Annotated in this window: 28 protein-coding genes; 20 read left to right on the forward strand and 8 right to left on the reverse strand. The window is 67.3% G+C overall.

Translation table 11 applies throughout. The annotated features are described in order from the left end of the window. The 4 genes from PO605_RS16535 to mnmG form a co-directional block, all read right to left on the reverse strand. Positions 1-106 (reverse strand): ParA family protein (locus PO605_RS16535; RefSeq protein ID WP_272206661.1); only part of this gene is annotated, 106 nt, incomplete at its 3' end. 13 nt (positions 107-119) lie between these two features. Continuing rightward, complete coding sequence (locus PO605_RS16540) at positions 120-734, reverse strand: LysE family transporter (protein ID WP_016447290.1); 615 nt, start codon at positions 732-734, stop codon at positions 120-122. Between the two features lie 106 nt (positions 735-840). Beyond that, positions 841-1,503: a 16S rRNA (guanine(527)-N(7))-methyltransferase RsmG gene (rsmG, locus tag PO605_RS16545; RefSeq protein ID WP_047471583.1), complete on the reverse strand. Its 663-nt coding sequence runs from the start codon at positions 1,501-1,503 to the stop codon at positions 841-843. Continuing rightward, complete coding sequence (gene mnmG, locus PO605_RS16550; RefSeq protein ID WP_016447288.1) at positions 1,500-3,479, reverse strand: tRNA uridine-5-carboxymethylaminomethyl(34) synthesis enzyme MnmG; 1,980 nt, start codon at positions 3,477-3,479, stop codon at positions 1,500-1,502. Before mnmG ends, rsmG begins: the two co-directional genes overlap by 4 nt. Before the next feature lie 302 nt (positions 3,480-3,781). On the opposite strand from mnmG, the gene PO605_RS16555 reads away from it, so the two are divergent. Continuing rightward, a complete protein-coding gene (locus PO605_RS16555) occupies positions 3,782-4,369 on the forward strand; it encodes an NADPH-dependent FMN reductase (RefSeq protein ID WP_047471584.1) in 588 nt (195 codons plus the stop codon). Between the two features lie 95 nt (positions 4,370-4,464). After that, positions 4,465-5,073 (forward strand): glutathione transferase GstA, encoded by a 609-nt coding sequence (gene gstA / locus PO605_RS16560; RefSeq protein ID WP_272206652.1) that lies wholly within the window; start codon positions 4,465-4,467, stop codon positions 5,071-5,073. Positions 5,074-5,144: 71 nt separating this feature from the next. On the opposite strand, the gene PO605_RS16565 is transcribed toward gstA, so the two are convergent. Beyond that, positions 5,145-5,918, reverse strand: coding sequence for an IclR family transcriptional regulator (locus PO605_RS16565; protein WP_012201983.1), 774 nt, complete (start codon positions 5,916-5,918; stop codon positions 5,145-5,147). Between the two features lie 114 nt (positions 5,919-6,032). On the opposite strand from PO605_RS16565, the gene PO605_RS16570 reads away from it, so the two are divergent. The 6 genes from PO605_RS16570 (at position 6,033) to PO605_RS16595 (ending at position 10,577) form a co-directional block, all read left to right on the forward strand. After that, positions 6,033-6,788: an SDR family NAD(P)-dependent oxidoreductase gene (locus PO605_RS16570; RefSeq protein ID WP_047469596.1), complete on the forward strand. Its 756-nt coding sequence runs from the start codon at positions 6,033-6,035 to the stop codon at positions 6,786-6,788. A 13-nt stretch (positions 6,789-6,801) separates the two neighbouring features. Beyond that, on the forward strand, positions 6,802-7,188 hold the full coding sequence (locus tag PO605_RS16575; RefSeq protein WP_047469599.1) for an NIPSNAP family protein: 387 nt from the start codon (positions 6,802-6,804) through the stop codon (positions 7,186-7,188). A 12-nt stretch (positions 7,189-7,200) separates the two neighbouring features. Further along, positions 7,201-7,752 (forward strand): VOC family protein, encoded by a 552-nt coding sequence (locus PO605_RS16580; protein WP_047469601.1) that lies wholly within the window; start codon positions 7,201-7,203, stop codon positions 7,750-7,752. 64 nt (positions 7,753-7,816) lie between these two features. Further along, positions 7,817-8,791: a tripartite tricarboxylate transporter substrate binding protein gene (locus PO605_RS16585; RefSeq protein WP_047469604.1), complete on the forward strand. Its 975-nt coding sequence runs from the start codon at positions 7,817-7,819 to the stop codon at positions 8,789-8,791. 4 nt (positions 8,792-8,795) lie between these two features. Then, complete coding sequence (locus PO605_RS16590) at positions 8,796-9,377, forward strand: NADPH-dependent FMN reductase (protein WP_047469608.1); 582 nt, start codon at positions 8,796-8,798, stop codon at positions 9,375-9,377. An 81-nt stretch (positions 9,378-9,458) separates the two neighbouring features. Next, the gene (locus PO605_RS16595; protein WP_047469610.1) at positions 9,459-10,577 is read left to right on the forward strand and encodes an alkene reductase; all 1,119 of its coding nucleotides are present in this window, start codon (positions 9,459-9,461) and stop codon (positions 10,575-10,577) included. Between the two features lie 105 nt (positions 10,578-10,682). Here PO605_RS16595 and PO605_RS16600 read toward each other — a convergent pair whose 3' ends face one another. Further along, complete coding sequence (locus PO605_RS16600) at positions 10,683-12,386, reverse strand: methyl-accepting chemotaxis protein (protein ID WP_016447285.1); 1,704 nt, start codon at positions 12,384-12,386, stop codon at positions 10,683-10,685. 300 nt (positions 12,387-12,686) lie between these two features. On the opposite strand from PO605_RS16600, the gene PO605_RS16605 reads away from it, so the two are divergent. Then, positions 12,687-12,881: a heavy-metal-associated domain-containing protein gene (locus tag PO605_RS16605; protein WP_012201975.1), complete on the forward strand. Its 195-nt coding sequence runs from the start codon at positions 12,687-12,689 to the stop codon at positions 12,879-12,881. Between the two features lie 21 nt (positions 12,882-12,902). Then, positions 12,903-13,340 carry a Cu(I)-responsive transcriptional regulator gene (gene cueR / locus PO605_RS16610; RefSeq protein ID WP_043789533.1) on the forward strand — a complete coding sequence of 146 codons (438 nt, stop codon included), beginning with the start codon at positions 12,903-12,905 and terminating at the stop codon, positions 13,338-13,340. Here cueR and PO605_RS16615 read toward each other — a convergent pair. Further along, positions 13,337-14,128 (reverse strand): TetR/AcrR family transcriptional regulator, encoded by a 792-nt coding sequence (locus PO605_RS16615; protein ID WP_047469613.1) that lies wholly within the window; start codon positions 14,126-14,128, stop codon positions 13,337-13,339. The genes cueR and PO605_RS16615 overlap by 4 nt on opposite strands. A 130-nt stretch (positions 14,129-14,258) precedes the next feature. Here PO605_RS16615 and PO605_RS16620 point away from each other — a divergent pair, with 130 nt between their 5' ends. From PO605_RS16620 to PO605_RS16655, 8 genes are all read left to right on the forward strand, one after another. Continuing rightward, positions 14,259-15,143, forward strand: coding sequence for an ABC transporter ATP-binding protein (locus PO605_RS16620; protein WP_272206653.1), 885 nt, complete (start codon positions 14,259-14,261; stop codon positions 15,141-15,143). Continuing rightward, on the forward strand, positions 15,140-16,021 hold the full coding sequence (locus tag PO605_RS16625) for a branched-chain amino acid ABC transporter permease (protein WP_017406956.1): 882 nt from the start codon (positions 15,140-15,142) through the stop codon (positions 16,019-16,021). The genes PO605_RS16620 and PO605_RS16625 overlap by 4 nt, the downstream gene beginning before the upstream one ends. A 22-nt stretch (positions 16,022-16,043) precedes the next feature. Beyond that, positions 16,044-17,081 carry a branched-chain amino acid ABC transporter permease gene (locus tag PO605_RS16630; RefSeq protein ID WP_046239407.1) on the forward strand — a complete coding sequence of 346 codons (1,038 nt, stop codon included), beginning with the start codon at positions 16,044-16,046 and terminating at the stop codon, positions 17,079-17,081. Between the two features lie 37 nt (positions 17,082-17,118). Beyond that, positions 17,119-18,300, forward strand: a complete 1,182-nt coding sequence (locus tag PO605_RS16635) for an ABC transporter substrate-binding protein (RefSeq protein ID WP_047217531.1) — start codon at positions 17,119-17,121, stop codon at positions 18,298-18,300. 25 nt (positions 18,301-18,325) lie between these two features. Further along, the gene (locus PO605_RS16640) at positions 18,326-19,144 is read left to right on the forward strand and encodes an ABC transporter ATP-binding protein (RefSeq protein ID WP_016447277.1); all 819 of its coding nucleotides are present in this window, start codon (positions 18,326-18,328) and stop codon (positions 19,142-19,144) included. A 145-nt stretch (positions 19,145-19,289) separates the two neighbouring features. After that, on the forward strand, positions 19,290-21,125 hold the full coding sequence (locus PO605_RS16645; protein ID WP_047473715.1) for an AMP-dependent synthetase/ligase: 1,836 nt from the start codon (positions 19,290-19,292) through the stop codon (positions 21,123-21,125). A gap of 9 nt (positions 21,126-21,134) precedes the next feature. Continuing rightward, positions 21,135-21,923 carry an enoyl-CoA hydratase/isomerase family protein gene (locus tag PO605_RS16650; protein ID WP_272206654.1) on the forward strand — a complete coding sequence of 263 codons (789 nt, stop codon included), beginning with the start codon at positions 21,135-21,137 and terminating at the stop codon, positions 21,921-21,923. A 99-nt stretch (positions 21,924-22,022) separates the two neighbouring features. Continuing rightward, entirely contained in the window at positions 22,023-23,210 is a 1,188-nt protein-coding gene (locus PO605_RS16655; RefSeq protein WP_016447274.1) for an acetyl-CoA C-acyltransferase family protein, read from the forward strand. A gap of 64 nt (positions 23,211-23,274) precedes the next feature. On the opposite strand, the gene PO605_RS16660 is transcribed toward PO605_RS16655, so the two are convergent. Next, the gene (locus PO605_RS16660) at positions 23,275-24,312 is read right to left on the reverse strand and encodes a recombination-associated protein RdgC (protein WP_016447273.1); all 1,038 of its coding nucleotides are present in this window, start codon (positions 24,310-24,312) and stop codon (positions 23,275-23,277) included. Positions 24,313-24,622: 310 nt separating this feature from the next. On the opposite strand from PO605_RS16660, the gene PO605_RS16665 reads away from it, so the two are divergent. Continuing rightward, positions 24,623-25,177, forward strand: coding sequence for a Spy/CpxP family protein refolding chaperone (locus PO605_RS16665; protein ID WP_141833093.1), 555 nt, complete (start codon positions 24,623-24,625; stop codon positions 25,175-25,177). A 176-nt stretch (positions 25,178-25,353) separates the two neighbouring features. After that, on the forward strand, positions 25,354-25,986 hold the full coding sequence (locus PO605_RS16670) for an acyloxyacyl hydrolase (protein ID WP_046984862.1): 633 nt from the start codon (positions 25,354-25,356) through the stop codon (positions 25,984-25,986). The last annotated feature ends 925 nt before the right edge of the window (positions 25,987-26,911 follow it).

The raw sequence follows: 26,911 nt of genomic DNA on the forward strand, positions 1-26,911 counted from the left end.
TCAGCACGCGCTGGCCGATCTTGGCCAGGCCCGCAGCAAGGTTGACGGCGGTGGTGGTCTTGCCGACCCCACCCTTTTGATTGGCGACACAGAAGATTTTGGCCATGGTATTTACACGCTTATTTGGCGATGGCCAGCTTGAGGCCAAAACCGATCAGGAACACGCCCGCAGTCTTTTCGAGAACCCGGGAAACCGCAGGATTGGCGCGCATGCGCTCGGCCAGATGCGCGGTCAGCAGCACCACGATCAGGCAATAGAGAAAGGTCAGAGCAGCCACCGTGGCCGCCATCACCGCGAACGTGAGCAGGCCCTGGTGGCTTGCGGGATCCACGAACAGCGGGAAGAAGGCCATGTAGAACACGATGGACTTGGGGTTCATCAGGGTGATCAGGCCGGCCTGGCGAAAGTAGTGGCGCGGCTCGATGTGCAGCACGGGCTTGTCGCCGGGCCTGGCTGTGAGCATCCTGAAACCCAGCCAGCCCAGGTAGGCGGCGCCCAGCCACTGCACGGCATGGAAGGCCGCGGGATAGGAGGCCAGCAGCGCGGCAACGCCCGCCACCGCCATCCAGATCAGTACCTGGTCGGCCGCCAGCACGCCGGCGCAGGCCGCCATTCCGGCACGTATGCCGCCCTTGCCGGTGGAGGTGATCAGCGCCAGATTGCCCGGCCCCGGAATCAGCAAAAACAGAAGAATGGCAACAACGAATGCGCTGAAATCGGAGATGCCGAACATGCTGACCCCTGAGCGATGAAAGCTGGGAGTTTATGCGAGGGCCATGGCCAGCGCATGGGGAACATGGCTCCGCCGCAACGCGGCAGTGTGCTATTCGGTAAAAAAATCAGGCTGCAGCAGTGCGCAGCCAGAGGATGCAGCGCTCGGCATCCAGGCCCGGCACCTTCAATGGTTCCACGTGAAACACCTGCACGTCGGCAGGCAGCGCGGCGATTTCCTCGTCGGGGTGCTTGCCCTTCATGGCCAGCCATGTGCCGCCCTCCTCCAGCGCCTGGCGCGACCAGCTGGTGAAGTCCGCCAGCGAGGCAAAGGCACGGCAGCTGATCAGCGGATAGCGCGTGGTCAACTGCTCCACGCGGCTGTGGATGCCGCGCAGGTTGGGCAGGCGCAGAGTGGCCGCCGCCTGCTGGATGAAGGCCGCCTTCTTGCCCACCGTGTCCACGCAGTGCACGTCGATCTGCGGGCAGCAGACGGCAAAGACCACGCCGGGCAGGCCGCCGCCCGATCCCACGTCCAGCATGGCGGTGCGCCCTGCGCGCGCAGGCATCTGGGCCAGGTGGCGCTGCAGGGGCGGCACGGCGGCCAGGCTGTCGAGCAGGTGGTGGGTCAGCATTTCCTGCGGATCACGCACTGCCGTGAGGTTGTAGACCTTGTTCCACTTGCCCAGCAGGGCTTGGAATTCCATCAGCGTATCGACCTGGGCAGGGGAAAGCTCCAGGCCCAGCGCCCGCAGGCCGGCCTCGAGAGGAGCGCGCAGTTCCTGGCTCATGCGGATGCCTCCTCGCCCTTCGCGTCTGTCACATCAGGGGCAAAGCCCCGAAAGCCCCCCTTCTTCAGGTGCACCATCAGCAGCGAGATCGCCGCTGGCGTCACGCCCGACATGCGCGATGCCTGGCCCAGCGTCTCGGGCCTGTGCTTTTGCAGCGACTGGCGCACCTCGAAGGACAGGGCCGGCACCTGCATATAGTCCAGCTCGGCCGGCAGGCGCAGGTTCTCGAAGTGGGCGGCGCGCTGCACCTCGTCCTTCTGGCGGTCGATGTAGCCTGCGTACTTGGCCGCGATCTCCACCTGCTCGACGACGGAGGCGCTGAGATCGCCCAGCACCTCGGGCTGCACATCGGCCGAGGCATAGCGGCCTTCGTTCAGGCTCATCAGCTTGCCGTAGCCCACATCGGGGCGGCGCAGCAGGTCGAAGAGGTTGTATTCACGCTCGATGGACTTGCCCAGCACCCGCTCCGATTCCTCGGGCGCGACGATGCGCGGATTGACCCAGGTGGACTTCAGGCGCTCTGTTTCACGTGAAACAGCATCGCGCTTGCGGCTGAAGGCATCCCAGCGCGCATCGTCCACCAGGCCCATGGCGCGGCCGGCCTCGGTCAGGCGCATGTCGGCGTTGTCCTCGCGCAGCTGCAGACGGAACTCGGCGCGGCTGGTGAACATGCGGTAGGGCTCGGTCACGCCCTTGGTGATCAGGTCATCGACCAGCACGCCCAGGTAGGCCTCGTCGCGGCGCGGCAGCCAGGCTTCCTGGCCGCGGCACTGCAGCGCGGCGTTGAGGCCGGCGAACAGGCCCTGGGCCGCCGCTTCCTCGTAGCCGGTCGTGCCGTTGATCTGGCCCGCGAAGAACAGGCCCTGGATCTGGCGCGTCTCGAAGCTGCTCTTGAGCGAGCGCGGATCGAAGTAGTCGTACTCGATGGCGTAGCCGGGACGCAGGATGTGCGCGTTCTCCAGCCCCTTCATGCTGCGCACCAGTTCGTACTGGATGTCGAAGGGCAGGCTGGTGGAGATGCCGTTGGGATAGAACTCGTTGGTGGTCAGGCCTTCGGGCTCCAGGAAGATCTGGTGGCTTTCCTTGTCGGCAAAGCGGTTGATCTTGTCCTCGACGCTGGGGCAGTAGCGCGGGCCCACGCCCTCGATCTTGCCCGTGAACATGGGGCTGCGGTCAAAGCCGCTGCGGATGATGTCGTGCGTGCGCTCGTTGGTGTGGGTGATCCAGCAGGGCATCTGGCGCGGATGCATGGCCGCATTGCCGATGAAGCTGAACACGGGCAGCACGCCTTCGTTGACACCGCCGGGCATGCCGTCGCCGGGCTGCTCCTCGCACTGCGAGAAGTCGATGCTGCGGCCATCCAGGCGCGGCGGCGTGCCGGTCTTCAGGCGGCCCTGGGGCAGCTGCAGTTCCTTGAGCCGCGACGACAGGCTGACGGCCGGCGGGTCGCCCGCGCGGCCTGCCGCGTAGTTGTTCAGGCCCACGTGGATCTTGCCGTCCAGGAAGGTACCCGCCGTGAGCACCACGGTGCGGCTGCGAAAGCGCACGCCGACCTGCGTGACGGCGCCCACCACGCGGTCGCCTTCGACCATGAGGTCGTCCACCGCCTGCTGGAACAGCCACAGGTTGGGCTGGTTCTCCAGCATGTCGCGGATGGCGGCCTTGTAGAGAATGCGGTCGGCCTGGGCGCGCGTGGCACGCACGGCCGGGCCCTTGGAGCTGTTGAGGATGCGGAACTGTATGCCGCCGATATCGGTGGCCAGCGCCATGGCGCCGCCCAGCGCATCCACTTCCTTGACCAGATGGCCCTTGCCGATCCCGCCGATGCTGGGATTGCAGCTCATCTGGCCCAGGGTCTCGATGTTGTGGCTCAGCAGCAGCGTCCTGCAGCCCATGCGCGCAGCAGCCAGCGCGGCCTCGGTGCCGGCGTGGCCGCCACCGACCACGATCACATCAAATTCCTGTGGGTACAACATGCTTATCACTCCGGGGGCCTGCCCGGCCCAAGCCCCCGACACGGAGCACTCACGCTCCGGCGCTCATGGCAGGTGGCCCTCGTTCATGTAGCGAGGGGAACCCAGCGGGGAACCCGCGATTTTCCCACCTTTGCCGCACCAGTGCCTTGCAAGGGGTCGGCCAGCCCTGCCACCGGGCCGGTACTCTGCCGGTGTTCCACGTGAAACAGGGCGGCGGGCGGCGGCATTCTCCGCAGGATGCTGCGCGCCGCCGCCCGCAACGCGGCCCGCTTGCAAGAAACATGTGCAGGGCCTGTGATGCAATGGCGGCCATGCAGATCCTCATCTTCGCGGGCAGTACCCGCCAACAATCGCACAACCGGCGCCTGGCCGCCGCCGCCGCCGACATGGCGCGCGAACTGGGCGCCCAGCCCACGCTGCTGGAGCTGTCGGATTTCGACATCCCCATGTACAACGCCGACCTGGAGGCCAGCGGCACACCGCCCAACGTGCTGCGCTTCAAGGCCGCGCTGCACAGCCACCCGGCCTGGCTGATCTGCTCGCCCGAGTACAACGGCAGCTACCCCGCCCTGCTCAAGAACGCCATCGACTGGGCTTCCAGCCCCGTGGCCGGTGATGCGGTCTGGTCCGACGGCACCCTGCCCTTTCGCGGCAAGGTCGTGGGCATGGCCAGCGCCTCGCCCGGCGGCCTGGGCGGCCTGCGCGCCCAGTCGCACCTGGCGCCGCTGCTGCTGAACCTGCAGTGCTGGCTGGCACCCGTGAGCCACGCCGTGGGCCAGGCAGGCCAGGCATTCGACGACGCCGGCCGCCTGCAGCGCCCCCAGGACCAGCTGGGCATGAAGGCCGTGCTGGAACAGGTGCTCTGGGCTGCACGGCGCCTGTCGGCCTGAACCCTGGCGCCAGCGCGGTCCCATCATGCGCAGCCCCGCCACATGGGGTTAGCATGGGCGCTTGTCTTTCTTACCCTGATCGGAAGCCATCCACCATGAAGCTCTACTACAGCCCTGGCGCCTGCTCTCTGTCTCCCCACATCGTCCTGCACGAGGCAGGCCTGACCTACGAGCCGGTCCTGGCCAGCACCAAGACGCACAAGCTGCAGGACGGCACGGACTACTACGGCATCAACCCGCTGGGCTATGTTCCCTTCCTCGTGCTCGACGACGGCGACACGCTGCATGAAGGCCCGGCCATCGTCCAGTACCTGGCCGATCTGGTCCCCGAGAAGAAGCTGGCGCCTGCCAACGGCACCATGGCCCGCTACCACCTGCAGGAGTGGCTGAACTTCATCGGCACCGAGCTGCACAAGGGCTTCGGTCCCCTGTTCAACCCCGCCACGCCCGACGACTACAAGCCCGTGGTGCGCCAGCGCGTGCTGGACCGCCTCAAGTGGGTGGACGGCGAGCTCAATGGACGCGACTACCTGATGGGCGAGCAGTTCACCGTGGCCGACGCCTACCTGTTCACCGTGACGGGCTGGGCCCAGTTCGTGGGCGTGGACATCTCCGAGCTGACCAACCTCCTGGCCTACCGCGAGCGCGTGCTGGCCCGCCCTGCCGTGCAGGCCGCGATGAAGGCCGAAGGCCTGCTCAAGTAAGCAGCGCCGAGCCCGGGCTCGGCGGCACAAGGGGCCGACAAGGGGCCGGCTGGTGTAGACCAGCCGGCCCCTTATCTTTTGCGCGTGCGGATGCGCTGCTCTATCTGGGCCGCCGCAGCGCGCACCTGCTGGGCGATGCGCCGCACGCGCGCCGCCGTCATGCGCTGGGTCAGCGCGGCCACGCTGACCGCCCCCATGGCCTGGCCCATGCTGTCGCAAAAATGCGCGCCCACGGCCGTCACGCCCAGGCTCACGCGGTTCTGTATCACGGCCACGCCTGCGCGGGCCGTTTCCTCGCAGGCCAGGCGCAGTCCCGCATCGGTGAGCTTGCCAAAGGCCGGCAGGGCGGGCGCCACGCGCTCGATGATGGCCTCGCGCTCCTCGGGCGCAATGGCGGCCAGCACGGCCAGCCCACCGGCGCCCACGCCCAGCGGGCGCCGGCTGCCGACCTGCAGCACCAGCGTGCGTATGGGGAAGTCGCCTTCGAGCCGGTGCAGGCACACGGCCTCGAATCCGCTGCGCACCACCAGGTAGGCCGTGTCCTCGGTTTCACGTGACAGCGCCGCCATGGCCGGCTCGCACAGGTCGCGTATGTCGTGCAGCATCGACCCGGCCAAGCCCAGCTCGAAGGCCAGCGGCCCCAGCCGGTAGCGGTGGGTCTGGGCGTCGTGCACCACCAGGCGCTCGGCAATCAGCTGCTTGAGGATGCGGTGGGCCGAAGGGTGGGGCACGCCGGATTTTTCGGCCAGTTCGCTGAGCGGGCAACCGCGCACGCCCCCGGTCGCCAGCAGCTTGAGAAAGGCCACGCCCCGCTTGAGGGAGCCGGCATCGGACGATGAGGTCATGTTCGTTTATCGGACAACTGAGTGGCGCCGCCGGGCGATTTGAAAACAATCGGAATGGCCGATCAACCACGGCCCGGCCAGGGCACGGCAAGGCCGGGCGCCACGGATTTCCGAATGATGCAACTCTCCCATCCGCCATTGCAAGACAGAATCGCCGTCGTCACCGGCGCTAGCAGCGGCATAGGCGCCGCCACGGCGCGGGCCCTGGCCCGCGAGGGCGCCACCGTCGTGATCGGCTACCACCAGGGCCGCGACCGCGCCCAGGCGCTGCGCGAGGAACTGCCGGGCAGCCACCACACGCTGCAGCTGTCGCTGCAAGACGAGGCCAGCCACGCCACCGCCGCTCAGTGGCTGCAGCAGCACCTGGGCCGGGTGGACCTGCTGGTCAACTGCGCGGGCTTCACCGAGCGCATCGCGCACGCGCAGATCGATGCGCTGGAGCCCGCGCTGTTCAACCGCATCCTGTGCGCCAATGTGGGCGGCACCTATGCCGTGACGCGGGCCCTGCTGCCGCTGCTGCGCGCCTCGCAGGATGCCGCCGTGGTCAACGTGTCCTCGGTCTCCGCCTTCACGGGCCTAGGCAGCAACATGGCCTATTGCGCCGCCAAGGCCGCGCTGGACACGCTGACGGTGTCCATGGCGCGCGCCTTCGGCCCGGTGCGCTTTCTCTGCGTCTCGCCCGCCGCCGTGGACACGGGCTTCGTGGGGGGCCGCAGCCGCCAGGAGCTGGAGAAAAAGGCCGCGCACACGCCGCTGGGCCGCGTGGTCGAGCCCGGCGATGTGGCGCAGGCCATCCTCGCCTGCGCCACGCATCTGCGCACGGCCACGGGCACGCGCATCGTGATCGACGGCGGCCACAGCCTCGGTTGAAAAAAGGCACGGCATGCTCGTCGAACAACGCACCTACACCGCCCACCCCGGCAAGTGGCGGGACTACCTGGCGCTCTACCAGGCCGAGGGCCTGGAGCTGCAGCAACGCATTCTGGGCCGCATGGTCGGCTACTACACCAGCGACTCGGGGCCACTCAACCAGATCGTCCACCTGTGGGCCTATACGGACCTGAACGAGCGCGCCGAGCGCCGCGCCCGCCTGCTGGCCGAGCCACGCTGGCAGGCCTATGTCGCGCGCATGCTGCCGCTGCTGCAAAGCCAGGAATCGAAGCTCCTGGTCCCGGCCCCCTTCTTCCAGCCCCAGTGGAGCGGCTGCCAGGAGCCGCTCCACGGCGCCACAGGCCCCGCGTCCACTTCCGGCCCCTTTTCCACCGACTGACAGGAGACATCCATGCTGTGCAAAAAGCTTCACCACGCCGCCTACCGCTGCAAGGACGCGGCCGAGACCGTGCGCTTCTATACCGAGGTGCTGGGCCTGCGCTTCACCCACGCCATGGGCGAGGACCATGTGCCCTCCACGGGCCAGTACAGCCCGCACATCCACATCTTTTTCGAGATGGAGGACGGCAGCTCCATCGCCTTCTTCGAGTGCCCCAGGGACCCGGGCCAGATGAAGGACATGGAGTCGCCGGGCTGGATACAGCACTTCGCCTTCGAGGTCGCCGACGTGGACACCGTGCTGCGCGCCCGGCAGGACCTGCTGGACCGGGGCATTGACGTGGTGGGCCCCACCAACCACGACGACTTCATCACCTCCATCTACTTCTTCGACCCTTCGGGCCACCGCCTGGAGCTGACCGCGCGCACGGCCGACGCGGCGCGCCACCAGGTCTTCGAGCAGGAGGCCATGCAGGTGCTGGCCCTGTGGAACGAGACCCACGACTGGTCGCAGCGCGCAAAGCTCTACGGCGCCCAGACCGGCTACGCGCGCGCGGACCGCTAGCAGCAACGCCAGCGAAGCCACTGGACACGTCCGCCGCGCGCAATACAAAAAAAGGAGACACGACATGAATGCCATCACCCGACGCGCGGCCCTGCTTGCAGGCGCCGCCTCACTCGCCCTGCCCACGGCCCGGGCCCAGGGCGGTTTTCCCAACCGGCCCATTCAATTGATCCACGGCTTTGGCGCGGGCGGCAATGCCGACGTGGTGGCCCGGCTCGTGGCCCAGAAGCTGCAGGAATCGCTCAGGCAGCCCGTGGTGGTGGAGATCAAGAGCGGCGCGGGCGGCTCCATTGCCAGCAACTTCGTGGCCAAGGCGGTGCCGGACGGCTACAGCCTGGTCATGCTCACGGGCGCGCACACCGTGTCGGCCGCGCTGCGCAAATCGCTGCCCTACGACGCGGTCAAGGACTTCGCCTTTGTCTCCACCGTCTCGTCCTTTCCCTTCGTGGTGGCCGTGCGCGCCGAGCATCCCGCCAGGACCCTCGCCGATCTGCTGGCCATGGCCCGCAAGGAGCCGGGACGCATCACCTTCACTTCGGTGGGCGTGGGCTCCACCCAGCACATGGCCGGCGAGCTGCTGGGCTCCACGGCCAAGGTGCAGCTGCTGCACGTGCCCTACCGGGGCGGCGGCGCACCCGTGCAGGCCGTGATAGCGGGCGATGTGGACGTGCTCAGCGACACGCTGACCGTGGCCATGCCGCACATCAAGTCGGGCCGGCTGCGCGCCCTGGCTGTCACCAGCGCCCAGGCCTGGCCCACTCTGCCCGAGGTGCCGCCGGCCTCGGCCGTGCTGCCCAGCTTCGAGGTGCGCTCCTGGCTGGGCCTGGCCGCGCCCGCAGGCACGCCCGCCGACGTGGTGCAAAGGCTGGCCGCCGAAACCCACAAGGCCCTGAAGGAGCCCGACCTGCTCCAGGCCCTGGCCAGCGCCGGCAGCGCGGCCACGCCCTGCAGCCCCGAGGAGATGCGTGGCATGGTGGGCGCCGAGATCGCGCGCTGGCGCGGCGTCATCCAGCAGGTCGGCATCGCGCTGCAGGCCTGACGCCATGGACATCATCGGACTGTGCGGCAGCCTGCGCCGCCATTCCCTGAACCGCCTGCTGCTGGAGCTGGCGGGCGAATGCCTGCCACCCCAGGCCACGATGCAGGTCTGCGACTGGCGCGCGCTGCCGCCGCTGGATGCCGACCTGCTGGCCACGGGCATGCCGGAACCCGTGCACCAGTTGCGCGAGCGCATCCGCCGTGCCGACGCCGTGGTGCTGGCCACTCCCGAGTACAACTTCTCCATTCCAGGCATGTTCAAGAATGCGCTGGACTGGATCTCGCGTGGCGACGACCAGCCCTTTCGGCACAAGCCCGTGGCCCTTGTCTCGGCCTCGCCGGGCCCGCTGGGCGGGGCGCGCGTCCAGTACGAACTGCGCAAGGTATTGCAGTGCATGGAAGCCGACGTGCTGGCCCGGCCCGAGGTGTTTGTGGGCCAGGCGGCGCAGAAATTCGACAGCCAGGGCCTGTGCACCGATGCCGCCACGCGCAGCTTCGTGACAGCGCAGATGCAGGCGCTGGGCCGACTCGTGGCACAGCACCGTCGCCTGCACGACAGCGCGCAAATCCCTGGCCTGCACGATTGATTCCATGGGCGTAATCTGTGCCGTACGCCGCGCCGCCCGCACGGGTGGCGCTTTTGCTTCACGCACAGAAAGCCCCGTTGCATGACCTCTCTGTTCGAACCCATACAGGCTGGCGAACTGCGCCTGCCCAACCGCATCGCCATGGCACCGCTGACGCGCAACCGCGCACCCCAGGCCCTGCCCAACGACATCATGGTCACCTACTACGCCCAGCGCGCCAGCGCCGGCCTGCTGATCAGCGAAGGCACGGCCATCAGCCACCAGGGCCAGGGCTATGCCCATGTGCCGGGCCTGTACGGCAGCGAGCAGCTCGACGGCTGGAGGCGCGTGACCGACGCCGTGCACAAGGCCGGCGGGCGCATCGTCACCCAGCTGTGGCATGTGGGCCGGGTCTCGCACACCTCGCTGCAGCCCGAAGGCCAGGCGCCCGTGGGACCGTCCCCGGTGGCGGCCAGATCCAAGACCTATGTGATCGACGAGGACTCGGGCAAGGGCCAGTTCGTGCCCACCTCCGCGCCGCGCGCGCTCGCCCAGCACGAGCTGCCCGCCATCGTCCACAGCTTCGCCGTGGCCGCGCGCAATGCCGTGGAGACGGCCGGTTTCGACGGCGTGGAGCTGCACGGCGCCAACGGCTACCTGCTGGACCAGTTCCTCAAGACCGGCGCCAACCGGCGCGATGACGACTACGGCGGCAGCATCGAGAACCGCGCCCGCCTGCTGCTCGAATGCACACGCGCCGCCGCCGATGCCGTGGGCGGCGGCCGCGTGGGCATCCGCCTGTCGCCCGTGACGCCGGCCAACGACATCGCCGATGCCGACCCCCAGCCGCTGTTCGAATACGTGGTGCGCCAGCTGGCGCCGCTGGGCCTGGCCTACATCCACATCATCGAAGGCTCCACCGGCGGCCCGCGTGAGTTGCCCGACCGGCCCTTCGACTACGCGGCCCTCAAATCCGCCTACCGCGAGGCCGGCGGCCAGGGCGCCTGGATGGTCAACAACGGCTATGACCGCGACATGGCCCTGCGCGCCGTGGAAAGCGGCCACGCCGATATCGTGGCCTTCGGCAAGGCCTTCATCTCCAATCCCGACCTGGTCCACCGCCTGCGCGACGACCTGCCGCTGAATCCCTGGAACTCCAGCCTGTTCTACGGCGGCGGCGCAGAGGGCTATATCGACTACCCGTTCGCGCGCCAGGCCTGATTGGCGGCCGCACAAACAAAAAGCGGAGTGCATCGCACTCCGCTTTTTTTATCCAGACGATTCACGTGGAACAGGGGCCGGGCCCCTGTCCCTGCGTCCGCTATCTCAGGCGTGTTCCAGCAGCTGGGTCTCGCGCGTGTCACGGCCAGAGGCCAGCGAGGCGCGGCCTGCGGCCGGCGCCAGGCTGGGCTGGCCCTGGGAGGGACGGCCGTAGGAAGCATGCGAGCCCATGGATGCCACGGCCGCACCGGCAATGCGGAACTGGCCCACCACCTGCGCCAGGCGCGCGGCCTGCTCGCGCAGCGACTCGGCGGCGGCAGCCGATTCCTCGACCAGGGCTGCGTTCTGCTGCGTCATGCGGTCGATATCGCCCACGGCCTGGTTGACCTGGCCGATGCCTCCCGACTGCTCGCTGGAAGCCGCCGTGATCTCGCCAATGATGTCGCCCACGCGCTGCACGCTGTCCACGATTTCCTTCATGGTCTTGCCCGCGTCCTCGACCTGGCGCACGCCCACGTCCACGGCCTGCACGCTGGTCTGGATCAGCGCCTTGATCTCGCTGGCCGCCTGGGCCGAGCGCTGGGCCAGGGATCGCACCTCGGCCGCCACCACGGCAAAGCCGCGGCCCTGCTCGCCGGCACGTGCCGCTTCCACGGCGGCGTTCAGCGCCAGGATGTTGGTCTGGAAGGCGATGGAGTCGATCAGGCCGATGATGTCGCCGATCTTGCGGCTGGAGGTCGTGATCTCCTGCATGCTGACCACAGCCTGGGCCACCACGTCGCCACCGCGCGTGGCCGTGGTCGAGGCAGAGGCCGCCAGCTGGTTGGCCAGCTGCGAGGACGATGCCGTCTGCTGCACCGTGGCCGTGAGCTGGGACAGCGAGGCCACGGTCTCCTGCACATTGCTGGCCGTCTGCTCTGTGCGCGAGGACAGGTCCTGGTTGCCCGTGGCGATCTCCTGGCTGGCCGTGGCGATGTTGCCGCTGGCGTCGCGCACCTGGGTCACCATGGAGCCCAGGCTCTGCTGCATCTGGTCCAGCGCGCGCTGCAGGTCGGCCACCTCGTCCTTGCCCTCCACCTTGACGCTCTGCGAAAGGTCGCCCTGGGCGATGGTCAGCGCCGTCTGGCGCGCCTGCACCAGGGGGCGGCAGATGGACAGCATGTTCATCAGCGTCAGCGGCACCACCACCAGCACCGTGAGCACCACGGCGGCGACGAAGATCCACTGCGTCTGCTCGGCCACGCCCTGCTCCTCGGCGGCCATGGCATCGACCTGCTGGCGCAGCAGCTGGTCGAGCTGGGCGATGAGCTTTTCGACCTCGGCCACCTCGGCCATGGCCTTGCCGCTCATGCGGTTGGCCGTGGTGGCCGTGTCGTAGCCACCGGCCTCCAGCTGGCGCGCAATGTGCTCGAACTGCTGGCGGTAGCGGTCCACACGGTCGGAGATGCCGCTGACGATGGCATCGTCGGCAGGGTCCTCGTCCTTCAGAAAACGCCCCGCCACGGCCTTGACGCGCTCGATGGCCGCCAGCCACTGCCCGTGGGCCTTGCGCACCTCGTCGGCACGCTCGTACTGGATGATCATGTCCTTTTCATGGGCGCGCACCGCGCCCAGCTCGGCGCGCAGCTCCACCATGTAGCCCATCTTGGCGTACGAGGTATGCATGAACTGCTGACTCATGCCATGGATGCGGAACATGCCCAGCATCCCGGCTCCGCCCAGCAGACCCAGCAGCACCAGCACCATGGCGATGGCACCCAGCATCCGCGTGCGGATCGTGAAAGCCCGCATCATTCCCAACAAGTTCATGACCGTTTTCCTCTCTGTCAGTCAGGGCGCACGCACGGTCTCCAAATGCATAGCGCCAACGTAAATACAAATTGTTGCAGTTTGTCAGATGATCGCCAATGGTCTATGACGGTTTTTGCATATTCACGGCTCTTTTCGATCTATCGGCCATTGCAGCGGATCATTGAGCCGGCCGACTCACATCGAGTTGGGCCAAATCAACCCTTGCCCAGCCAGGCGCTTGACCTTGCCATGGTGTCAGGGTTCAACATGCCGTCCATGGCTTGCGCCACTTCGGCGCGCCCCAACCAGGAGCTAGAAATGCAACATGTTTTCACCGTGCAGGGCATGACCTGCGGCCACTGCGAACGCGCCGTCACCCAGGCCGTGCAGGGCGTGGATGACCAGGCCCAGGTAAAAATCGATCGCGCAGCCCAGCGCGTGGAAGTCGACAGCAGCGCCAGCCGCGAGGCGCTGGGCGCGGCCATCGCCGAAGAAGGCTACAAGGTCGCCTGAGTCCCCGGAGTGACACGCACCATGTCCGCCCAAGCACAGCACTGGCCCGTCTCCATCGGCGAGGCCGCGCGCCGCGCCGGTGTCTCGGCGCGCATGGTGCGCCACTACGAAGCCCAGGGCCTGCTGCCGCCCATGCACCGCACGGACGGCGGCTACCGCCAGTACGCCGAGTCCGACGTGCACGCCCTGCGCTTCATCCGCCGCGCCCGCGACCTCGGTTTCTCCATGGACGAGATCGCCACCTTGCTGGGCCTGTGGCAGGACAAGAGCCGTGCCAGCAGCCAGGTCAAGGACATCGCCCAGCGCCACATCGACGCACTGACCGAGCGCATCGCCGCCATGCAGGCCATGCAGCGCACGCTCAAGACCCTGGTGCACTGCTGCCACGGCGACGACCGGCCGGACTGCCCGATATTGGATGATCTGGCAGCGCAGGACGAGGGCAGTACGGCGCCCTAGCCTGCTGCCCCGCCGGGCGGTTGTCCTGGGCCTCGGGCCTCGGCTGCTGCACGTTTCGAATCCGGATTGCGCGCCCGCTTCTTTTGCTGTGCAGGGGCCTGGTCCCTGCGCAACACCCCCCCCATCAAGGTATCAATGCACTGCTGCGCCACTTCCTCGGCCGAGTACTGGCCGCCGGGCTGGTACCAGCGGCCTATCCAGCTGAGCGCGCCGGCAATCACGAAGGCCGTCATCTTGGGGTCGCAGGGGGCCAGGGAGCCCTCCTGCACGCCGGCGGCCACCAGGCGGCGGAAGGCCTGGTCTATGGCGGCCTTCTGGCGGCGCAGTTCGCGGCGGCTGTCGGGGGGGACCTGTTCGTCGCCGACACGGATCAGGCACATGCCGAAGTCCATGGTGACGATGCGCGCATAGACCTGCATGCAGGCGCGCAGCTGGTCCACGGCCTGGCCACCTGCGCGGCGCGAGGCCTCGATGCCTTTCAGCGTCATGGCCAGGCCCTGGTTCACGCACTGCAGCAGGATCTCGTCCTTGTTCTTGACGTAGTAGTACAGCGTGGGCTTGCTCACGCCCAGCCGCGCGGCGATGTCGTCCAGCGAGGTGGCGGAGAAGCCGCGCTCGTTGAACAGCTGCGCGGCGGCCTGCAGCACGGCTTGGCGCTTGGCCTCGCGCTGCTGCTCGCGGTCGGGCGTGCCGCTCCAGGGCGAGTCCACGGCGGGCGCCGCACGGCCTTTGCGGGCGCGGGTTCCGGGGCTGGGTCGGGTCTTGGTTTCAGGGCTCGATGGCTTCATGGCGGCGGGTGCACCGGGGAAATCACCGATGCTGCATGCGGTGGGCGACAACCAGAATCTACTCCAAAGTAAACAGCCTACGCACCAGTAGGCTCCTGCCCGGCTCGACGAACCAACGCACGAGACAGCCATGGAGACACACCCCGACGGCGGCCCGCCCGCCCCCTTGCTGCAGGTCGATGGCATCACGCTCGCCTTTGGCGGCGTGAAGGCGCTGTCGGGCGTGGGCTTCGATGTGCAGCCCGGCTCGATCACGGCCGTGATCGGTCCCAACGGCGCGGGCAAGACGTCGCTGTTCAACACCATCTCGGGCTTTTACCGGCCGACGGGCGGCTCCATCCGCTTCCAGGGCGAGGACATCACGCGCGTGCCGGCGCCGCGCCGCGCGCGGCTGGGCCTGGGGCGCAGCTTCCAGAACATTGCGCTGTTCCGGGGCATGACGGTGCTGGACAACATCAAGCTGGGCCGCCACGCCCACCTGCGCACCAACGTGTTCGATGCCCTGCTCTATCTGGGCCGCGCTCGCCGCGAAGAGGCCGAGCTGCGCCGCGACATCGAGGAGCGCATCATCGATTTCCTGGAGATAGACCACATCCGACATGCGCCCGTGGCCGCCCTGTCCTACGGCCTGCAAAAGCGCGTGGAGATGGCGCGCGCCCTGGCCATGCAGCCGCGCATCCTGATGCTGGACGAGCCCGTGGCCGGCATGAACCGCGAGGAGACCGAGGACATGGCGCGCTTCATCCTGGACGTGCGCGCCGAATGGGGCGTGACCGTGCTCATGGTGGAGCACGACATGGGCATGGTCATGGACCTGTCCGACCATGTGGTGGTGCTCAACTTCGGCCAGGTCATCGCCCAGGGCACGCCCGCCGTGGTGCAGGCCGATCCCGAGGTGAACCGGGCCTACCTGGGCGCCGGTGATGTGGGCGAGCTGCGGCGCCGGCTGCGCGGCGCGTCCGCCCGGCCGGAGCCCGCCACGCAGCAGCCTGCCCTGGCACAGGAAGCCGCATGATGGACTGGGCCTACCTGTTCGAGATTGCCCTCACGGGCCTGGCCGGCGGCGGCCTGTATGCGCTGGCCGCGCTGGCCTTCGTGGTGGTCTACAAGGCCACGCGCGTGGTCAACATCGCCATCGGCGAGCTGCTGATGGTGGGCGCCTACCTGTTCTTCACCTTCGCGGCCATGTTCGCGCTGCCGCTGTGGCTGGCCATTCCCGCCGCCGTGCTGGGCACGGGGCTGCTGGGCGCGCTGATCGAGCGCACCATGATCCGGCCGCTGCTGGGCGAGCCGCCGATCTCGGTGTTCATGGTCACCGTGGGCCTGGCCTCGGTGCTGGTGGGCCTGGTGGAGCTGATCTGGACGGCCGACCAGCGCCGCCTGCCCGAGTTCATGCCCACGCAGCCCGTGATGATCGGCGAGGCCTTTCTCGCGCCCAAGGTGGCCTGGGGCGCAGCCGTGGCCGTGGTCTTCATCGCGGCCGTGCTGCTGGTGTTCCGCTACTGGCGCGGCGGCGTGGCCCTGCGTGCGACGGCCAGCGACCAGGCAGCGGCTTATTCGGTGGGCATCAATGTGCCGCGCGTGTTCTCGCTGGCGTGGGCGGTGTCGGCCATGATCGCCGCCGTGTCGGGAATCATCGTCGGCTCCATCGGCGGCATCTCGTCGAGCATGGGCGTGTTCGGCCTGTCGGTGCTGGTGGTCGTCATCGTGGGCGGGCTGGACAGCGTGCTGGGCGCCCTGGTCGGCGGCTTGTTCATCGGCCTGGTGGAGGCGCTGGCCGGCGCCTACCTGGGCGGCGAATACAAGCTGCTGGCCACCTTCATCGTGCTGGTCGTGGTGCTGATGCTCAGGCCCTACGGCCTGTTCGGCACGCACGAGATCGAGCGGCTCTAGACAGTTTCGCAAGGACGGCAGCATGCGCATAGGCACCCTCAAGGAAAGCTACATCGCCGACGCGGCGCTGTTCGACTCCCGCACGCAACGCATCTGGCTGGCCGTGGCCGGCGCGCTGCTGGTGCTGTTCCCCTTCATGGCCAGCGACTACTGGCTGTACCTGGCCTGCCTGGTCAGCATCAACGTGGCCAGCGCCACGGGGCTGAACATCCTCACGGGCTACACGGGCCTGGTGAGCCTGGGCCAGGCCGCCTTCATGGGCCTGGGCGCCTACACGGTGGCCATCGTGCAGGCGCGCTGGGGCACGCCCGTGCTGTTCAACCTGCTGGCGGGCGGCTTCGTGGCCATGCTGGGCGGCATCGTGGTGGGCCTGCCCTCGCTGCGCGTCAAGGGCCTGTACCTGGCGATTGCCACCATCGCGGCCTCGTTCATCGCGCACTTCCTGTTCGCCAACCTCAGGCTCACGGGCGGCACGGCCGGCCTGACGCTGCAGCCGGCCACGGTGTTCGGCGTGGCGCTGGATACGTCGTTCCGGCTGTACTGGGTGATCGTGCCGGTCACGCTGCTGATGCTGCTGGGCGCGGCCAACCTGTTTCGCACGCGCACAGGCCGCGCCTTCATCGCCATCCGCGACCGCGACATCTCGGCCGAGGTGCTGGGCATACCGCTGCTGCGCTACAAGCTGCTGTCGTTCGGGCTGTCCTCGTTCTACGCGGGCGTGGCGGGCGGGCTGTGGGCGTACTTCTTCCGCGTGGTCACGCCTGAGAGCTTTCCGCTCTTGATGTCCATCTTCTTTCTGGCGGCCATCATCGTCGGCGGCATGGGCTCCATCCTGGGCTCCATCCTGGGCGCAGTCTTCATGACCATGGTGCCGGAGCTGCTCAAGCTCATCGTGGACCTGCTGCCCGGCGGCTCCGAGCTCACCGTCTTCCTGTCGCCCGTGCGCACCATGGTGTTCGGGCTGCTGATCATCGTCTTTCTGGTCTTCGAGCCGCAGGGGCTCGCACAAATGTGGCGGCGCCTGCGCCGCTTCTTCCACCTGTGGCCCTTCCGCAATTGAGGCGGCGCCGCGCACGACAAGCAAAAGGAGACAAGCAATGCAGCAACACCCGACTTCCTCGCGCCGCCGCAGCCTGCTGCTGGCGGCCGGCGCCAGCCTGGCCGCGCCGCTGGCGGCCCGCGCCCAGGCCGGTGGCGAAGACATCGTGATCGGCGGCTCCATCCCCATGACGGGCGTGTTCGCCTTCGCGGGCGTGGGCATCAATGCCGGCATGGGCGACTACGTGAAGATGGTCAACGAGGCCGGCGGCATCAAGGGCCGCAAGGTCCGCTACGTGCCCGAGGACACGGGCTACAAGGTCGATGTCTCGGTGGCCGCGTTCAAGAAGATCACCAGCCAGAACAAGGTCAACCTCTACTACGGCGACTCCACGGGCTTTTCCAAGACCATCAACCCGGAGCTGGACCGCAACGGCGCCATCCTCATGGCGGGCGCCTCCTTCGCCACCGAGCTCAACAACCCGGCCAAGTACCCGAACCAGTTCCTCGTGGGGCCCGACTACACGGAGATGTTCGGCATCCTGCTCAAGCACATCGCCAAGGAAAAGCCGGGCGCCAAGGTGGCCTTCGTCTACTCCGACTCCGAATTCGGCCGCGACCCCATCGAGGCCAGCGAAGCGGCGGCCAAGAAGCTGGGCCTGAACATGGTGGCCAAGCTGATGACGCCGCCCGGCAGCGTGGACGTGTCCACCGAAGTCATCAAGCTGCGCCGCGCCGCGCCCGACTACACCATCTTCCACGGCTACATCCTCGCGCCCATTCCCGAGTTCATCCAGCAGGGCAAGCAGATGGGCATGACCAGCCGATGGATGGGCACCTTCTGGACCATGGACAGCTCCACCGTCATGAAGATGGGCGAGGCCGGCGACGGTTTCATGGGCGTCATGCCCTACCGCTACTACTACGACACCTCGGCCAAGGCGCCCATGCTGGACAAGATCCGCGCGCTGCGCCCCGAGTACCAGAGCACGGCCTATATCCAGGGCTTTCTGGCGGCCATGCTGTTCGTGGAATCGGCCAGGCGCTGCCTGGACGCGGGCAAGCCGCTCACCGGCCCCAACCTCAAGGCAGCGCTCAACTCCATCAAGGACTTCGACACGGGCGGACTGATCGGCGTGCCCATCACCATCAAGGGCAATTCGATTCCCGTGGGCCGCGTCTACAAGGCGGACATGAAGGCGCAGAAGATGCTGCCTGCGTCCGACTGGATCGCACTTTGACCGTCGTCCGAACAGACGCCCGCACATGACCGAGCAGCCCACGGACAAGGTCCTCGAAATCAACAACATCGAGGTCATCTACAACAAGGTCGTGCAGGCCCTGCGCGGCCTGTCGCTGGCCGTTCCGCGCGGCCAGATCGTGGCGCTGCTGGGCAGCAACGGCGCGGGCAAGAGCACCACGCTCAAGGCCGTCTCCGGACTGCTGGCGCTGGAGGACGGCCTGCTGGCCAGCGGCAGCGTGCGCTACAACGGCCAGTCCACCGCGCAGTACGCGCCCCAGCAGCTGGTGCGCCTGGGGCTGTCGCATGTGATGGAGGGCCGGCGCGTGTTCGAGGACCTCACGGTGGAGGAAAACCTCGTGGCCGCGACCTACGCGCTCACGGGCCGCCATCAAGTCAAGCCCGACTTCGACCTGGTCTACAGCTACTTCCCGCGCCTGCATGAGCGACGCAAAGGCCTGGCCGGCTACCTGTCGGGCGGCGAGCAGCAGATGCTGGCCATTGGCCGCGCGCTGATCGCCGAGCCCCAGCTCATGCTGCTGGACGAGCCCTCGCTGGGCCTGGCGCCCAAGCTGGTGGAGGACATCTTCACCATCATCGCGCGCATCAATGCCGAGCGCGGCACCTCCATGCTGCTGGTCGAGCAGAACGCCACCGTGGCCCTGGCCGTGGCGCACAGCGGCTACATCATGGAGAACGGCAAGATCGTCATCGACGGCCCGGCCGAACGCCTGGCCCAGGATGCCGACGTGCGCGAGTTCTACCTGGGCATGGGTGGTGGCGGCGAGGCAAAAAGTTTTCGCGACCTGAAGCACTACAAGCGCCGCAAGCGCTGGTTGTCATGAAGCACCCCCTGAGTCGCTTCGCGCCTTCCCCCTCTCTCCCGCTTCGCGAGGGAGGGGGACAGCACCCTGGGTGCGGGGCGGCCCTTCCTCGGTGCTCCCGTGTGGGGGCACGCCAGTGTCACAGGCAGCGCGATGGGTCATTGATATGAAGAACCTTCCCGAACTCACCCTGCCCCAGATGCTGGCCGAACGCGCGCGCAGCGATGCCCGGCGCGTGGCCATACGGCAAAAGGACTTCGGCATCTGGAAGCCCACCAGCTGGGCGCGCTACCACGAGCGTGCCAGCCACTTCGGGCTGGGCCTGGCGCAGCTGGGCCTGCCGCCAGGCGGCCACATGGGCGTGATCTCCGAGAACCGCATCGAGTGGGTGCTGGCCCAGATGGGCGCGGGCCTGATCGGCGCCATCACCGTGGGCGTCTACCCCACCAGTCCCACGCCCGAGGTCGCCTACGTGGCCGGACACGCGGACATCGCCATCATGGTGTGCGAGGACCAGGAGCAGACCGACAAGCTGCTGGCCGCCCTGCCCGAGCTGCCGCAGCTGCAGAAAATCATCGTCATGGAGACCAAGGGCCTGCGCAGCCTTGCGCCCGAGCTGCGCGCCCTGATCACCACCTTCGACGAGGTCGAGCGCCTGGGCGCCCAGGCCGCCAGCCGCGCCCCCATCGAAGAGGCGCTGGCACGCCAGACGCTGGATGACGTGGGGCTGATGATCTACACCTCGGGCTCCACCGGCAAGCCCAAGGGCGCCATGATCACCTACCGCAACATCCGCGGCGTGGTGCCCGGCATTGCCGAGCGGCTGAGGCTGGATGGCGGCACGCGCCACCTGTCCTACCTGCCGCTGTGCCACGTGGCCGAGCAGATGCTGACCAGCTTCGTGCCGGTCTACCTGGGCTCGCAGGTGCACTTCGGCGAGTCCATCCGCACGGTGCAGGAAGACCTGCGCGAAGTCGCGCCCAACATGTTCCTGGGCGTGCCACGCATCTGGGAAAAGCTGCATGCGGCCATCAGCATCAAGATGCAGGAGACCGGGCCGCTGCGCCGCACGCTCTACCGGCGTGCCATGGCGGCCTGCGCGCCGCTGGCCGAAAAGCCCCGCAGGCAGTGGAGCCTGGCCGAGCGCCTGACCTGGGCCGCCAGCTACTGGAGCGTGCTGCGCGCACTGCAGAACTTCATCGGCCTGCGCCAGGTGCGCGTGGCGCTCACGGGCGCCGCGCCCATACCGCCCGACGTGGTGCGCTTTTTCCGCACGCTGGGCGTGCCGCTGATCGAGGTCTACGGCCTGACCGAATCCACGGGAATGGTCACAGGCCACCGGCTGGACGACGTGTCCGTGGGCAGCGTGGGCGTGGCCACCGAAGGCGTGCAATGGCGCATTGCCAGCCTCGGCAGCAACGCGGGCCACGAGGGTGACGACAGCGGCGAACTGCAGATCAAGGGCGACATGGTCTTCGCGGGCTACTACAAGAACCCCGAGGCCACGGCGCAAAGCATCCAGGACGGCTGGCTGCACACGGGCGACGTGGTGCGCGTGCAGGGCGGCCAGCTGCGCATCGTGGACCGCCTCAAGGACATCATGATCACCGCCGGCGGCAAGAACCTCACGCCCTCGGAGATCGAGAACACCATGAAGGCCAGCCCCTTCATCAAGGAGTGCATCGTCGTGGCCGAGGGCCGCAAGTTCGTGGGCGCGCTGGTGCAGATCGACTACGAGACCGTGGGCCAATGGGCACAGGCGCGGCGCATTGCCTTCACGCATTTCCGCTCCCTGGCCGAGATGCCCGAGGTGCGCGCGCTCATCGAGGCCGAGATCGCGCAGGGCAATGCGCGCCTGGCCCAGGTCTCGCATGTGCGGCGCTTCCATCTGCTGACCAAGGAGCTGGACCACGACGATGGCGAAGTCACGGCCACGATGAAGGTGCGCCGTTCTTCCATCTACAAGACCTACGCCGCCGAAATCGACGCCCTGTACCACTGATCCGCTCCCATGACCGACACGCAAGACACCCCGCTGCGGCTGCACCGCGAAGGCGCCATCGCCACGCTGACCTTCCACCGCCCCGCCGCCCTCAACGCCATCGACGTGCCCATGGCACTGGCGCTGCGCGACGCCGTGCGCGCCCTGGCCCAGGACCGCGCGCTGCGCTGCGTGGTGCTGGAAGGCGCAGGCCGCGCCTTCATGGCGGGCGGCGACCTGGACACGCTGGCCGCCGACCCCGTGCGCGGCGCGGCCGAGCTGCTGGGCCCGCTCAACGAGGCCGTGGCGCTGCTGGGCCAGCTCGATGCGCCCGTCATCGCCAAGGTGCATGGCGCGGCGGCAGGCGCAGGCCTGTCGCTGATGCTGCAGGCCGACTTCGTCTACGCGGCCGAGGGCACACGCTTCAACCTGGCCTACATCAACCTGGGCGCCAGCTGCGACGTGGGCGCCTCCTGGGCGCTGCCGCGCATCGTGGGCCTGCGCAACGCGCTGGAGATCGCCATGCTGGGCGAGACCCTGGACTGCGCCCAAGCGCAGCGCCTGAGCCTCATCAACCGCGTCCTGCCGCGCGCCGAACTCGACGCCGCCGTGCAGCAGCTGGCCCAACGCCTGGCCGCCGGTCCCACGGTGGCGCTGGGCCATATGCGCCGCCTCATGCGCGCGGGCCTGGACCGCAGCCTGCGCGACCAGCTGGCCGCCGAGGCCTGCGCCTTCGACGCCTGTGCGCGCACGGCCGACCTGCCGCGCGGCATTGCGGCGTTCCACGCCAAGCAGGCGCCGCAATTCGAGGGGCGTTGACCTGCGCCCGGAACTGACGCCGAGGCGGCTGCGCTGCCTGCCGCCTGCCCGGCACAATGCACTCCATCCCCCGTGTTCATCGCTTCGAGGAGCTTCACCATGACCCCACGCGACGTCTTCGTCGTCGGCACTGCGCGCACCGCCATCGGCACCTTCGGCGGCAGCCTCAAGGACGTACCCAACACCCAGCTGGCCACCACGGCCGTCAAGGCGGCCATGGAGCGCGCGGGCCTGGCGCCCGACGCCGTCGGCCACGTGGTCATGGGCAATGTGATCCCCACCGATACCAAGGACGCCTACCTCTCGCGCGTGGCCGCCATCGATGCGGGCTGCCCCATCGAGACGCCGGCCTTCAACGTCAACCGGCTGTGCGGCTCCGGCCTGCAGGCCATCGTCTCTGCCGCCCAGGCCATTGCGCTGGGCGATTGCGACGTGGCCATCGGCGGCGGCAGCGAGTCCATGAGCCGCGGCCCCTACTTCGACCAGGCCGCGCGCTGGGGCGCGCGCATGGGCGACGCCAAGAGCATCGACTACATGCTGGGCATCCTGCACGATCCCTGGCAGAAGATGCACATGGGCATCACGGCCGAGAACGTGGCCGAGCGCTATCACATCAGCCGTGAAATGCAGGATGAACTGGCAGCGGCCAGCCACCAGCGCGCGGCCGCTGCCATCGCGGCCGGCCACTTCAAGGAGCAGATCGTTCCCGTGGAAATCGCCACGCGCAAGGGCGTCGTGGTCTTCGACACCGACGAGCATGTGCGCGCGGCCACCACCATCGAAGTGCTCAGCGCCATGAAGCCGGCCTTCCGCAAGGAAGGCGGCACCGTGACGGCCGGCAATGCCTCGGGCATCAACGACGGCGCGGCCGCCGTGGCACTGGCCGCAGGCGATCGCGTGGCTGCCCTGGGACTGAAGCCGCTGGCGCGCCTGGTCGGCTACGCCCATGCCGGCGTGGACCCCGCCTACATGGGCATAGGCCCCGTGCCGGCTACGCAGAAGGTGCTGCAGCGCACGGGCCTGAAGATTGCAGACATGGACGTCATCGAGGCCAACGAGGCCTTTGCGGCCCAGGCCTGCGCCGTGATCCAGCAACTGGCGCTGGACCCGGCCAAGGTCAATCCCAACGGCTCGGGCATCTCGCTGGGCCACCCGGTCGGCGCCACGGGCGCCATCATCACCACCAAGGCCATCGCCGAACTGCAGCGCACGGGCGGCCGCTATGCGCTGGTGACCATGTGCATAGGCGGCGGCCAGGGCATCGCAGCTATCTTCGAAAGGGTCTGAGCGCCCTGGGGGCGTGGCGATGTTTCACATGAAACATTGCCGGCCCGGGTGCCTTGCTGCTGGCTCAGAACGGCGCTTCTTCAGGCGCCGTGTCCACGGGTGCAGTGGCCGGCCCCGTCAGCGCTCCACGGCCCGATGCCGCTGCGCGCGGTGCCGTCGCGGGAGCGTGGGCAGCAGGCGTCTGCAGCGATGCGGGAAGATCCTGGCCCAGGCCCGTGCGCCCTTCCCCGCCCAACGCCTCGATCAGATCGGGGATGAGCCTGGACAGCTCGCCCGTGGCAATCGCCACGTCGGCATCGAAGCCGCCGTCGTCCTGCGACTGGCCTTCCATCACGGCATCGAGCAGCGCGATCTTGCGGATCTGCAGACCCTCGGTCAGCACAAAGCTCACGCGGTCGTCCCAGGTCAGCGCCAGGCGCGTGGGCAGCTTGCCGTGCTCGATGTGCTGGCGCACCTCGTCGATGTCCAGCGGATGGCGCGCATAGCGCACCACGGCCTTGGATTCGTCGGCGGCCTTGAGCTCGCATTCACGGTCAATCGAAAAGCCGGCCGGGCTTTCCTGCGTGGTCAGCCAGTGCGCCATGGCGGCCTGTGCGCTGGTCTGCGTATCGACCAAGGCCAGCGCAAAGCCTGTGAGGCCCTCCACCAGCGAGCTGACCACCTCGTCGGCGCGCGCCTGGCTGCCGGTGTCCAGCACCAGGGTGCGGGCCTGCGGGTCCAGCCACACCCACATGGAGCCCTGCTTGGTGAAGGCCATGGGCAGCAGGTCCAGCTTGGCCTCGTCCTTGAGTTCCTTCTTTTCCTTCTTGCCGGGCTTGCGGCCTTCGGTGGCCTCGATGTGGGCGGCCTTCTCGTTGACGCGGCGGTTGAGCACGCTGGCCGGCAGCATCTTGGCCTCGGTCATGAAGCGCATCACCCACTGATTGGCCACGGACTCGGCCAGCGGGCCATGGGGCTCGCCGCGCGGCGGCACCCAGCCGGCACTGCGTTCCTGCGTGGCGCCGCACTCGGCAAACGGGCTCTTGCCCAGGGCTTCTTCAAGCTGCTGCAAATCGCCCTGCCAGCTCTCGGCAATGCGATAGACGATCATGTTTTTGAACATAGCGAACCTTTGCTCGGACGGACTGCGGCTGCGCCGCAGCAGGGGTGTGCAACACCGGGCTGCGCCGCCTCCATCCAGAGGGAGAAAACAGAAAAAACAGCAGGGGCGCCATGCCTTGGCGCCCCGCCCGGCCATTGTGCATGCCTGGCACCGGACGGCGCTGCACAAGCTTGTCAATTCTTTACAAGCCGTGCGCAAAACCTCACTGCCCCGATACATCGGACGACCACACTTCAACCATCCGCTGCACAGGGCCCGCCAAGTGCCTTGACGGCGGCCTTCAGTCACCCTCTCCAGAAAGGATTTTGGAATGACCACCACCTTCCGCCGCACCCTCGCCAGCGCCGCCGCTGCCACCGCCTTGCTGGCCTCGTTCGCCCTGCCCTCGTACGCCCAGACCGCCGCGCCGGCAGCCCCCGCCGCCGCCGCTACCACCACAGCGCCCAAGCCCGATCGCGCCATGCACAAGCACGGCGACCGCATGGAGCACATGCAGCAGCGCATCGCCAAGCTCAAGGCCGACCTCAAGCTCACGCCGGCCCAGGAAACCGCATGGAACACCTATGCGGCCACCTTCAAGCCCGGCGAGCGTCCCCAGCGCATGGAGCGCGAGGACTTCGCCAAGCTGACCACGCCCCAGCGCATCGACAAGATGCGTGAAATGCGCGCCCAGCGCGCGGCCGATGCCGATCGCCGCGGCGAAGCCACCAAGGCCTTCTACGCCCAGCTGGATGCCAGCCAGCAAAAGACCTTCGATGCCGCCACGCTGCACAAGGGCCACCCCGGCCACCACGGCATGGACCACGGCCCGCGCCATGACCACAAGAGCGGCCAGGCCCGCCCTGCCCCGGCACCCGCCCAGTAAGCAGCCACCTGGCCTGCCCGCCACCAGCGGGCAGCCGGATTGCTTGCGCCAGCCCTTGCACGGACGCCTTGTCGGGCGACCGACAGTGCAAGGGCTTTTTTGCTGACGCCCCGGTCTTCACCAGCCTCCCTAGAGTGCTACAGGCACAGCAACGTGTGCCGCTCCCGGAGAAGATCATGGCCCTCAAAATCATTCAAACGACGCCATCCAGCTACCAGCGCCTCGCCAAGGCACGCATCCATCCGCCAGCACGCCTGGCAGCGACCGTGATGCTGGCCTGCGCAGGCGCTGTCCTGCCGATGGCGACCCAGGCGCAATCCTTGGCGCCGGAATCCACCCCTTCCCTGTACCTGCAATATGGCGCGGCCGAGCGCAGCGCCGACAGCTGGACCCTGGGCGTTACCGTGCCTTGGCGCAACTGGCGCCATGCGCTGTGGGGCGGCCAGCTCAGCGGCTACTGGGATATCTGGGGCGCGCGATGGTCAGCCCCCCTGGAAGGCAGCCACCGCAGCACCTGGGTGGTGGGCATCAATCCCACGCTGCGCTGGCGTGGCAGCAACGGACAGTCGCCCTGGTTTGCAGAAACCGGCGTGGGTCTGAGCTGGGCACTGAACCGGCGCTACGTCACGGACGAGAAGGAATTCCCGACCCGCTACAACTTCGCCACCCATATCGGCGTGGGCTACCTGTTTGGCAACCAAGGCCAGCATGAACTGGTGCTGAGGCTGGAGCACCATTCCAACGCTGGCATCAAGAAGCCCAACCCCGGCGAAAACTTCCTGCAGCTGCGCTACGCCCACCATTTCTGACCATCGCTGCAGCCCAGCCCCGACCACCCGCGAGGTGGTCTTTTTTTTGCCCGCTGCAGGCCTGTGGAAAAACCTGGGTGTAAAAACCTTGTAAATCCATGCTTATCCACATGATGGATGCATCGCGGAAAGTTGTTCCCAAAACGGGTGCAGCTGCAAGGCAGCATCCACCACAGGGTTTGCATACTCATAACTTATTGATTTTCCATGTGAAAAATCAGTTATCAACAATTAAGCGCTTCACTTACTACTACTACTAACTAAAAAATAGAAGAAATAGGAATAACAGCCGAGCTCGGTTTTTCACAGCACGAACGCCGATCTGGATAAAAAAAGCAGCCCCCTTGCCCAGGAAAAGCTGCTTGTCAACAGATCACAGCATGGTCAGACCCTGTGTTCATCCATGCATCACAGGTCTGTCTTCTGACTGATAAACGCTTAAATTTCTTTTAAATCAATAACTTACGAGAAAACATCACAAAAAAAGCCTGTCATGCAAAACTGTGGATAGAAGATGATCAACTTTCAAGTTATCCACAGAAAAATCCGTGACATGCAATCTATCCCCGTTGGCAAGACACCGGGAACAGGGCGTTGACCACATATTTTTCAGTACGCTAGATCCTTGTTTTTTTTAAGGTAATGGCAGTTATCCACAGAGATATCATGCCTCTACTACTACGACTATTCTTTATAAGAAGATCAAAGAACAACCAAAGGCGAAGTCACGCCGGGAAGCCAAGGCAGCCAGGTTTGCCAAAAAAAACAGACGCGTGAGCTTGGCTGGAGCCAGGCATGTGCAAAGAAGGACTGCGCTCCAGCGAAATTGGCGCGCCTGTCTGCAAAAAATCCGCAAGACTCCTGGGCGATGGCCTTGCTCATGAAGACAAGACGTCACCCGTCACCCGGTTGGCATGCAGGTGAA

This window comes from Delftia sp. DT-2 (assembly GCF_028401915.1).
Classification (GTDB): domain Bacteria; phylum Pseudomonadota; class Gammaproteobacteria; order Burkholderiales; family Burkholderiaceae_C; genus Comamonas; species Comamonas tsuruhatensis.

Coding starts and splice junctions, on each gene's coding strand:
- PO605_RS16540 (WP_016447290.1), bottom strand. CDS start 734: ATGTTCGGCATCTCCGATTTCAGCGCATTCGTTGTTGCCATTCTTCTG.
- rsmG (WP_047471583.1), bottom strand. CDS start 1,503: ATGAGCCAGGAACTGCGCGCTCCTCTCGAGGCCGGCCTGCGGGCGCTG.
- mnmG (WP_016447288.1), bottom strand. CDS start 3,479: ATGTTGTACCCACAGGAATTTGATGTGATCGTGGTCGGTGGCGGCCAC.
- PO605_RS16555 (WP_047471584.1), top strand. CDS start 3,782: ATGGCGGCCATGCAGATCCTCATCTTCGCGGGCAGTACCCGCCAACAA.
- gstA (WP_272206652.1), top strand. CDS start 4,465: ATGAAGCTCTACTACAGCCCTGGCGCCTGCTCTCTGTCTCCCCACATC.
- PO605_RS16565 (WP_012201983.1), bottom strand. CDS start 5,918: ATGACCTCATCGTCCGATGCCGGCTCCCTCAAGCGGGGCGTGGCCTTT.
- PO605_RS16570 (WP_047469596.1), top strand. CDS start 6,033: ATGATGCAACTCTCCCATCCGCCATTGCAAGACAGAATCGCCGTCGTC.
- PO605_RS16575 (WP_047469599.1), top strand. CDS start 6,802: ATGCTCGTCGAACAACGCACCTACACCGCCCACCCCGGCAAGTGGCGG.
- PO605_RS16580 (WP_047469601.1), top strand. CDS start 7,201: ATGCTGTGCAAAAAGCTTCACCACGCCGCCTACCGCTGCAAGGACGCG.
- PO605_RS16585 (WP_047469604.1), top strand. CDS start 7,817: ATGAATGCCATCACCCGACGCGCGGCCCTGCTTGCAGGCGCCGCCTCA.
- PO605_RS16590 (WP_047469608.1), top strand. CDS start 8,796: ATGGACATCATCGGACTGTGCGGCAGCCTGCGCCGCCATTCCCTGAAC.
- PO605_RS16595 (WP_047469610.1), top strand. CDS start 9,459: ATGACCTCTCTGTTCGAACCCATACAGGCTGGCGAACTGCGCCTGCCC.
- PO605_RS16600 (WP_016447285.1), bottom strand. CDS start 12,386: ATGAACTTGTTGGGAATGATGCGGGCTTTCACGATCCGCACGCGGATG.
- PO605_RS16605 (WP_012201975.1), top strand. CDS start 12,687: ATGCAACATGTTTTCACCGTGCAGGGCATGACCTGCGGCCACTGCGAA.
- cueR (WP_043789533.1), top strand. CDS start 12,903: ATGTCCGCCCAAGCACAGCACTGGCCCGTCTCCATCGGCGAGGCCGCG.
- PO605_RS16615 (WP_047469613.1), bottom strand. CDS start 14,128: ATGAAGCCATCGAGCCCTGAAACCAAGACCCGACCCAGCCCCGGAACC.
- PO605_RS16620 (WP_272206653.1), top strand. CDS start 14,259: ATGGAGACACACCCCGACGGCGGCCCGCCCGCCCCCTTGCTGCAGGTC.
- PO605_RS16625 (WP_017406956.1), top strand. CDS start 15,140: ATGATGGACTGGGCCTACCTGTTCGAGATTGCCCTCACGGGCCTGGCC.
- PO605_RS16630 (WP_046239407.1), top strand. CDS start 16,044: ATGCGCATAGGCACCCTCAAGGAAAGCTACATCGCCGACGCGGCGCTG.
- PO605_RS16635 (WP_047217531.1), top strand. CDS start 17,119: ATGCAGCAACACCCGACTTCCTCGCGCCGCCGCAGCCTGCTGCTGGCG.
- PO605_RS16640 (WP_016447277.1), top strand. CDS start 18,326: ATGACCGAGCAGCCCACGGACAAGGTCCTCGAAATCAACAACATCGAG.
- PO605_RS16645 (WP_047473715.1), top strand. CDS start 19,290: ATGAAGAACCTTCCCGAACTCACCCTGCCCCAGATGCTGGCCGAACGC.
- PO605_RS16650 (WP_272206654.1), top strand. CDS start 21,135: ATGACCGACACGCAAGACACCCCGCTGCGGCTGCACCGCGAAGGCGCC.
- PO605_RS16655 (WP_016447274.1), top strand. CDS start 22,023: ATGACCCCACGCGACGTCTTCGTCGTCGGCACTGCGCGCACCGCCATC.
- PO605_RS16660 (WP_016447273.1), bottom strand. CDS start 24,312: ATGTTCAAAAACATGATCGTCTATCGCATTGCCGAGAGCTGGCAGGGC.
- PO605_RS16665 (WP_141833093.1), top strand. CDS start 24,623: ATGACCACCACCTTCCGCCGCACCCTCGCCAGCGCCGCCGCTGCCACC.
- PO605_RS16670 (WP_046984862.1), top strand. CDS start 25,354: ATGGCCCTCAAAATCATTCAAACGACGCCATCCAGCTACCAGCGCCTC.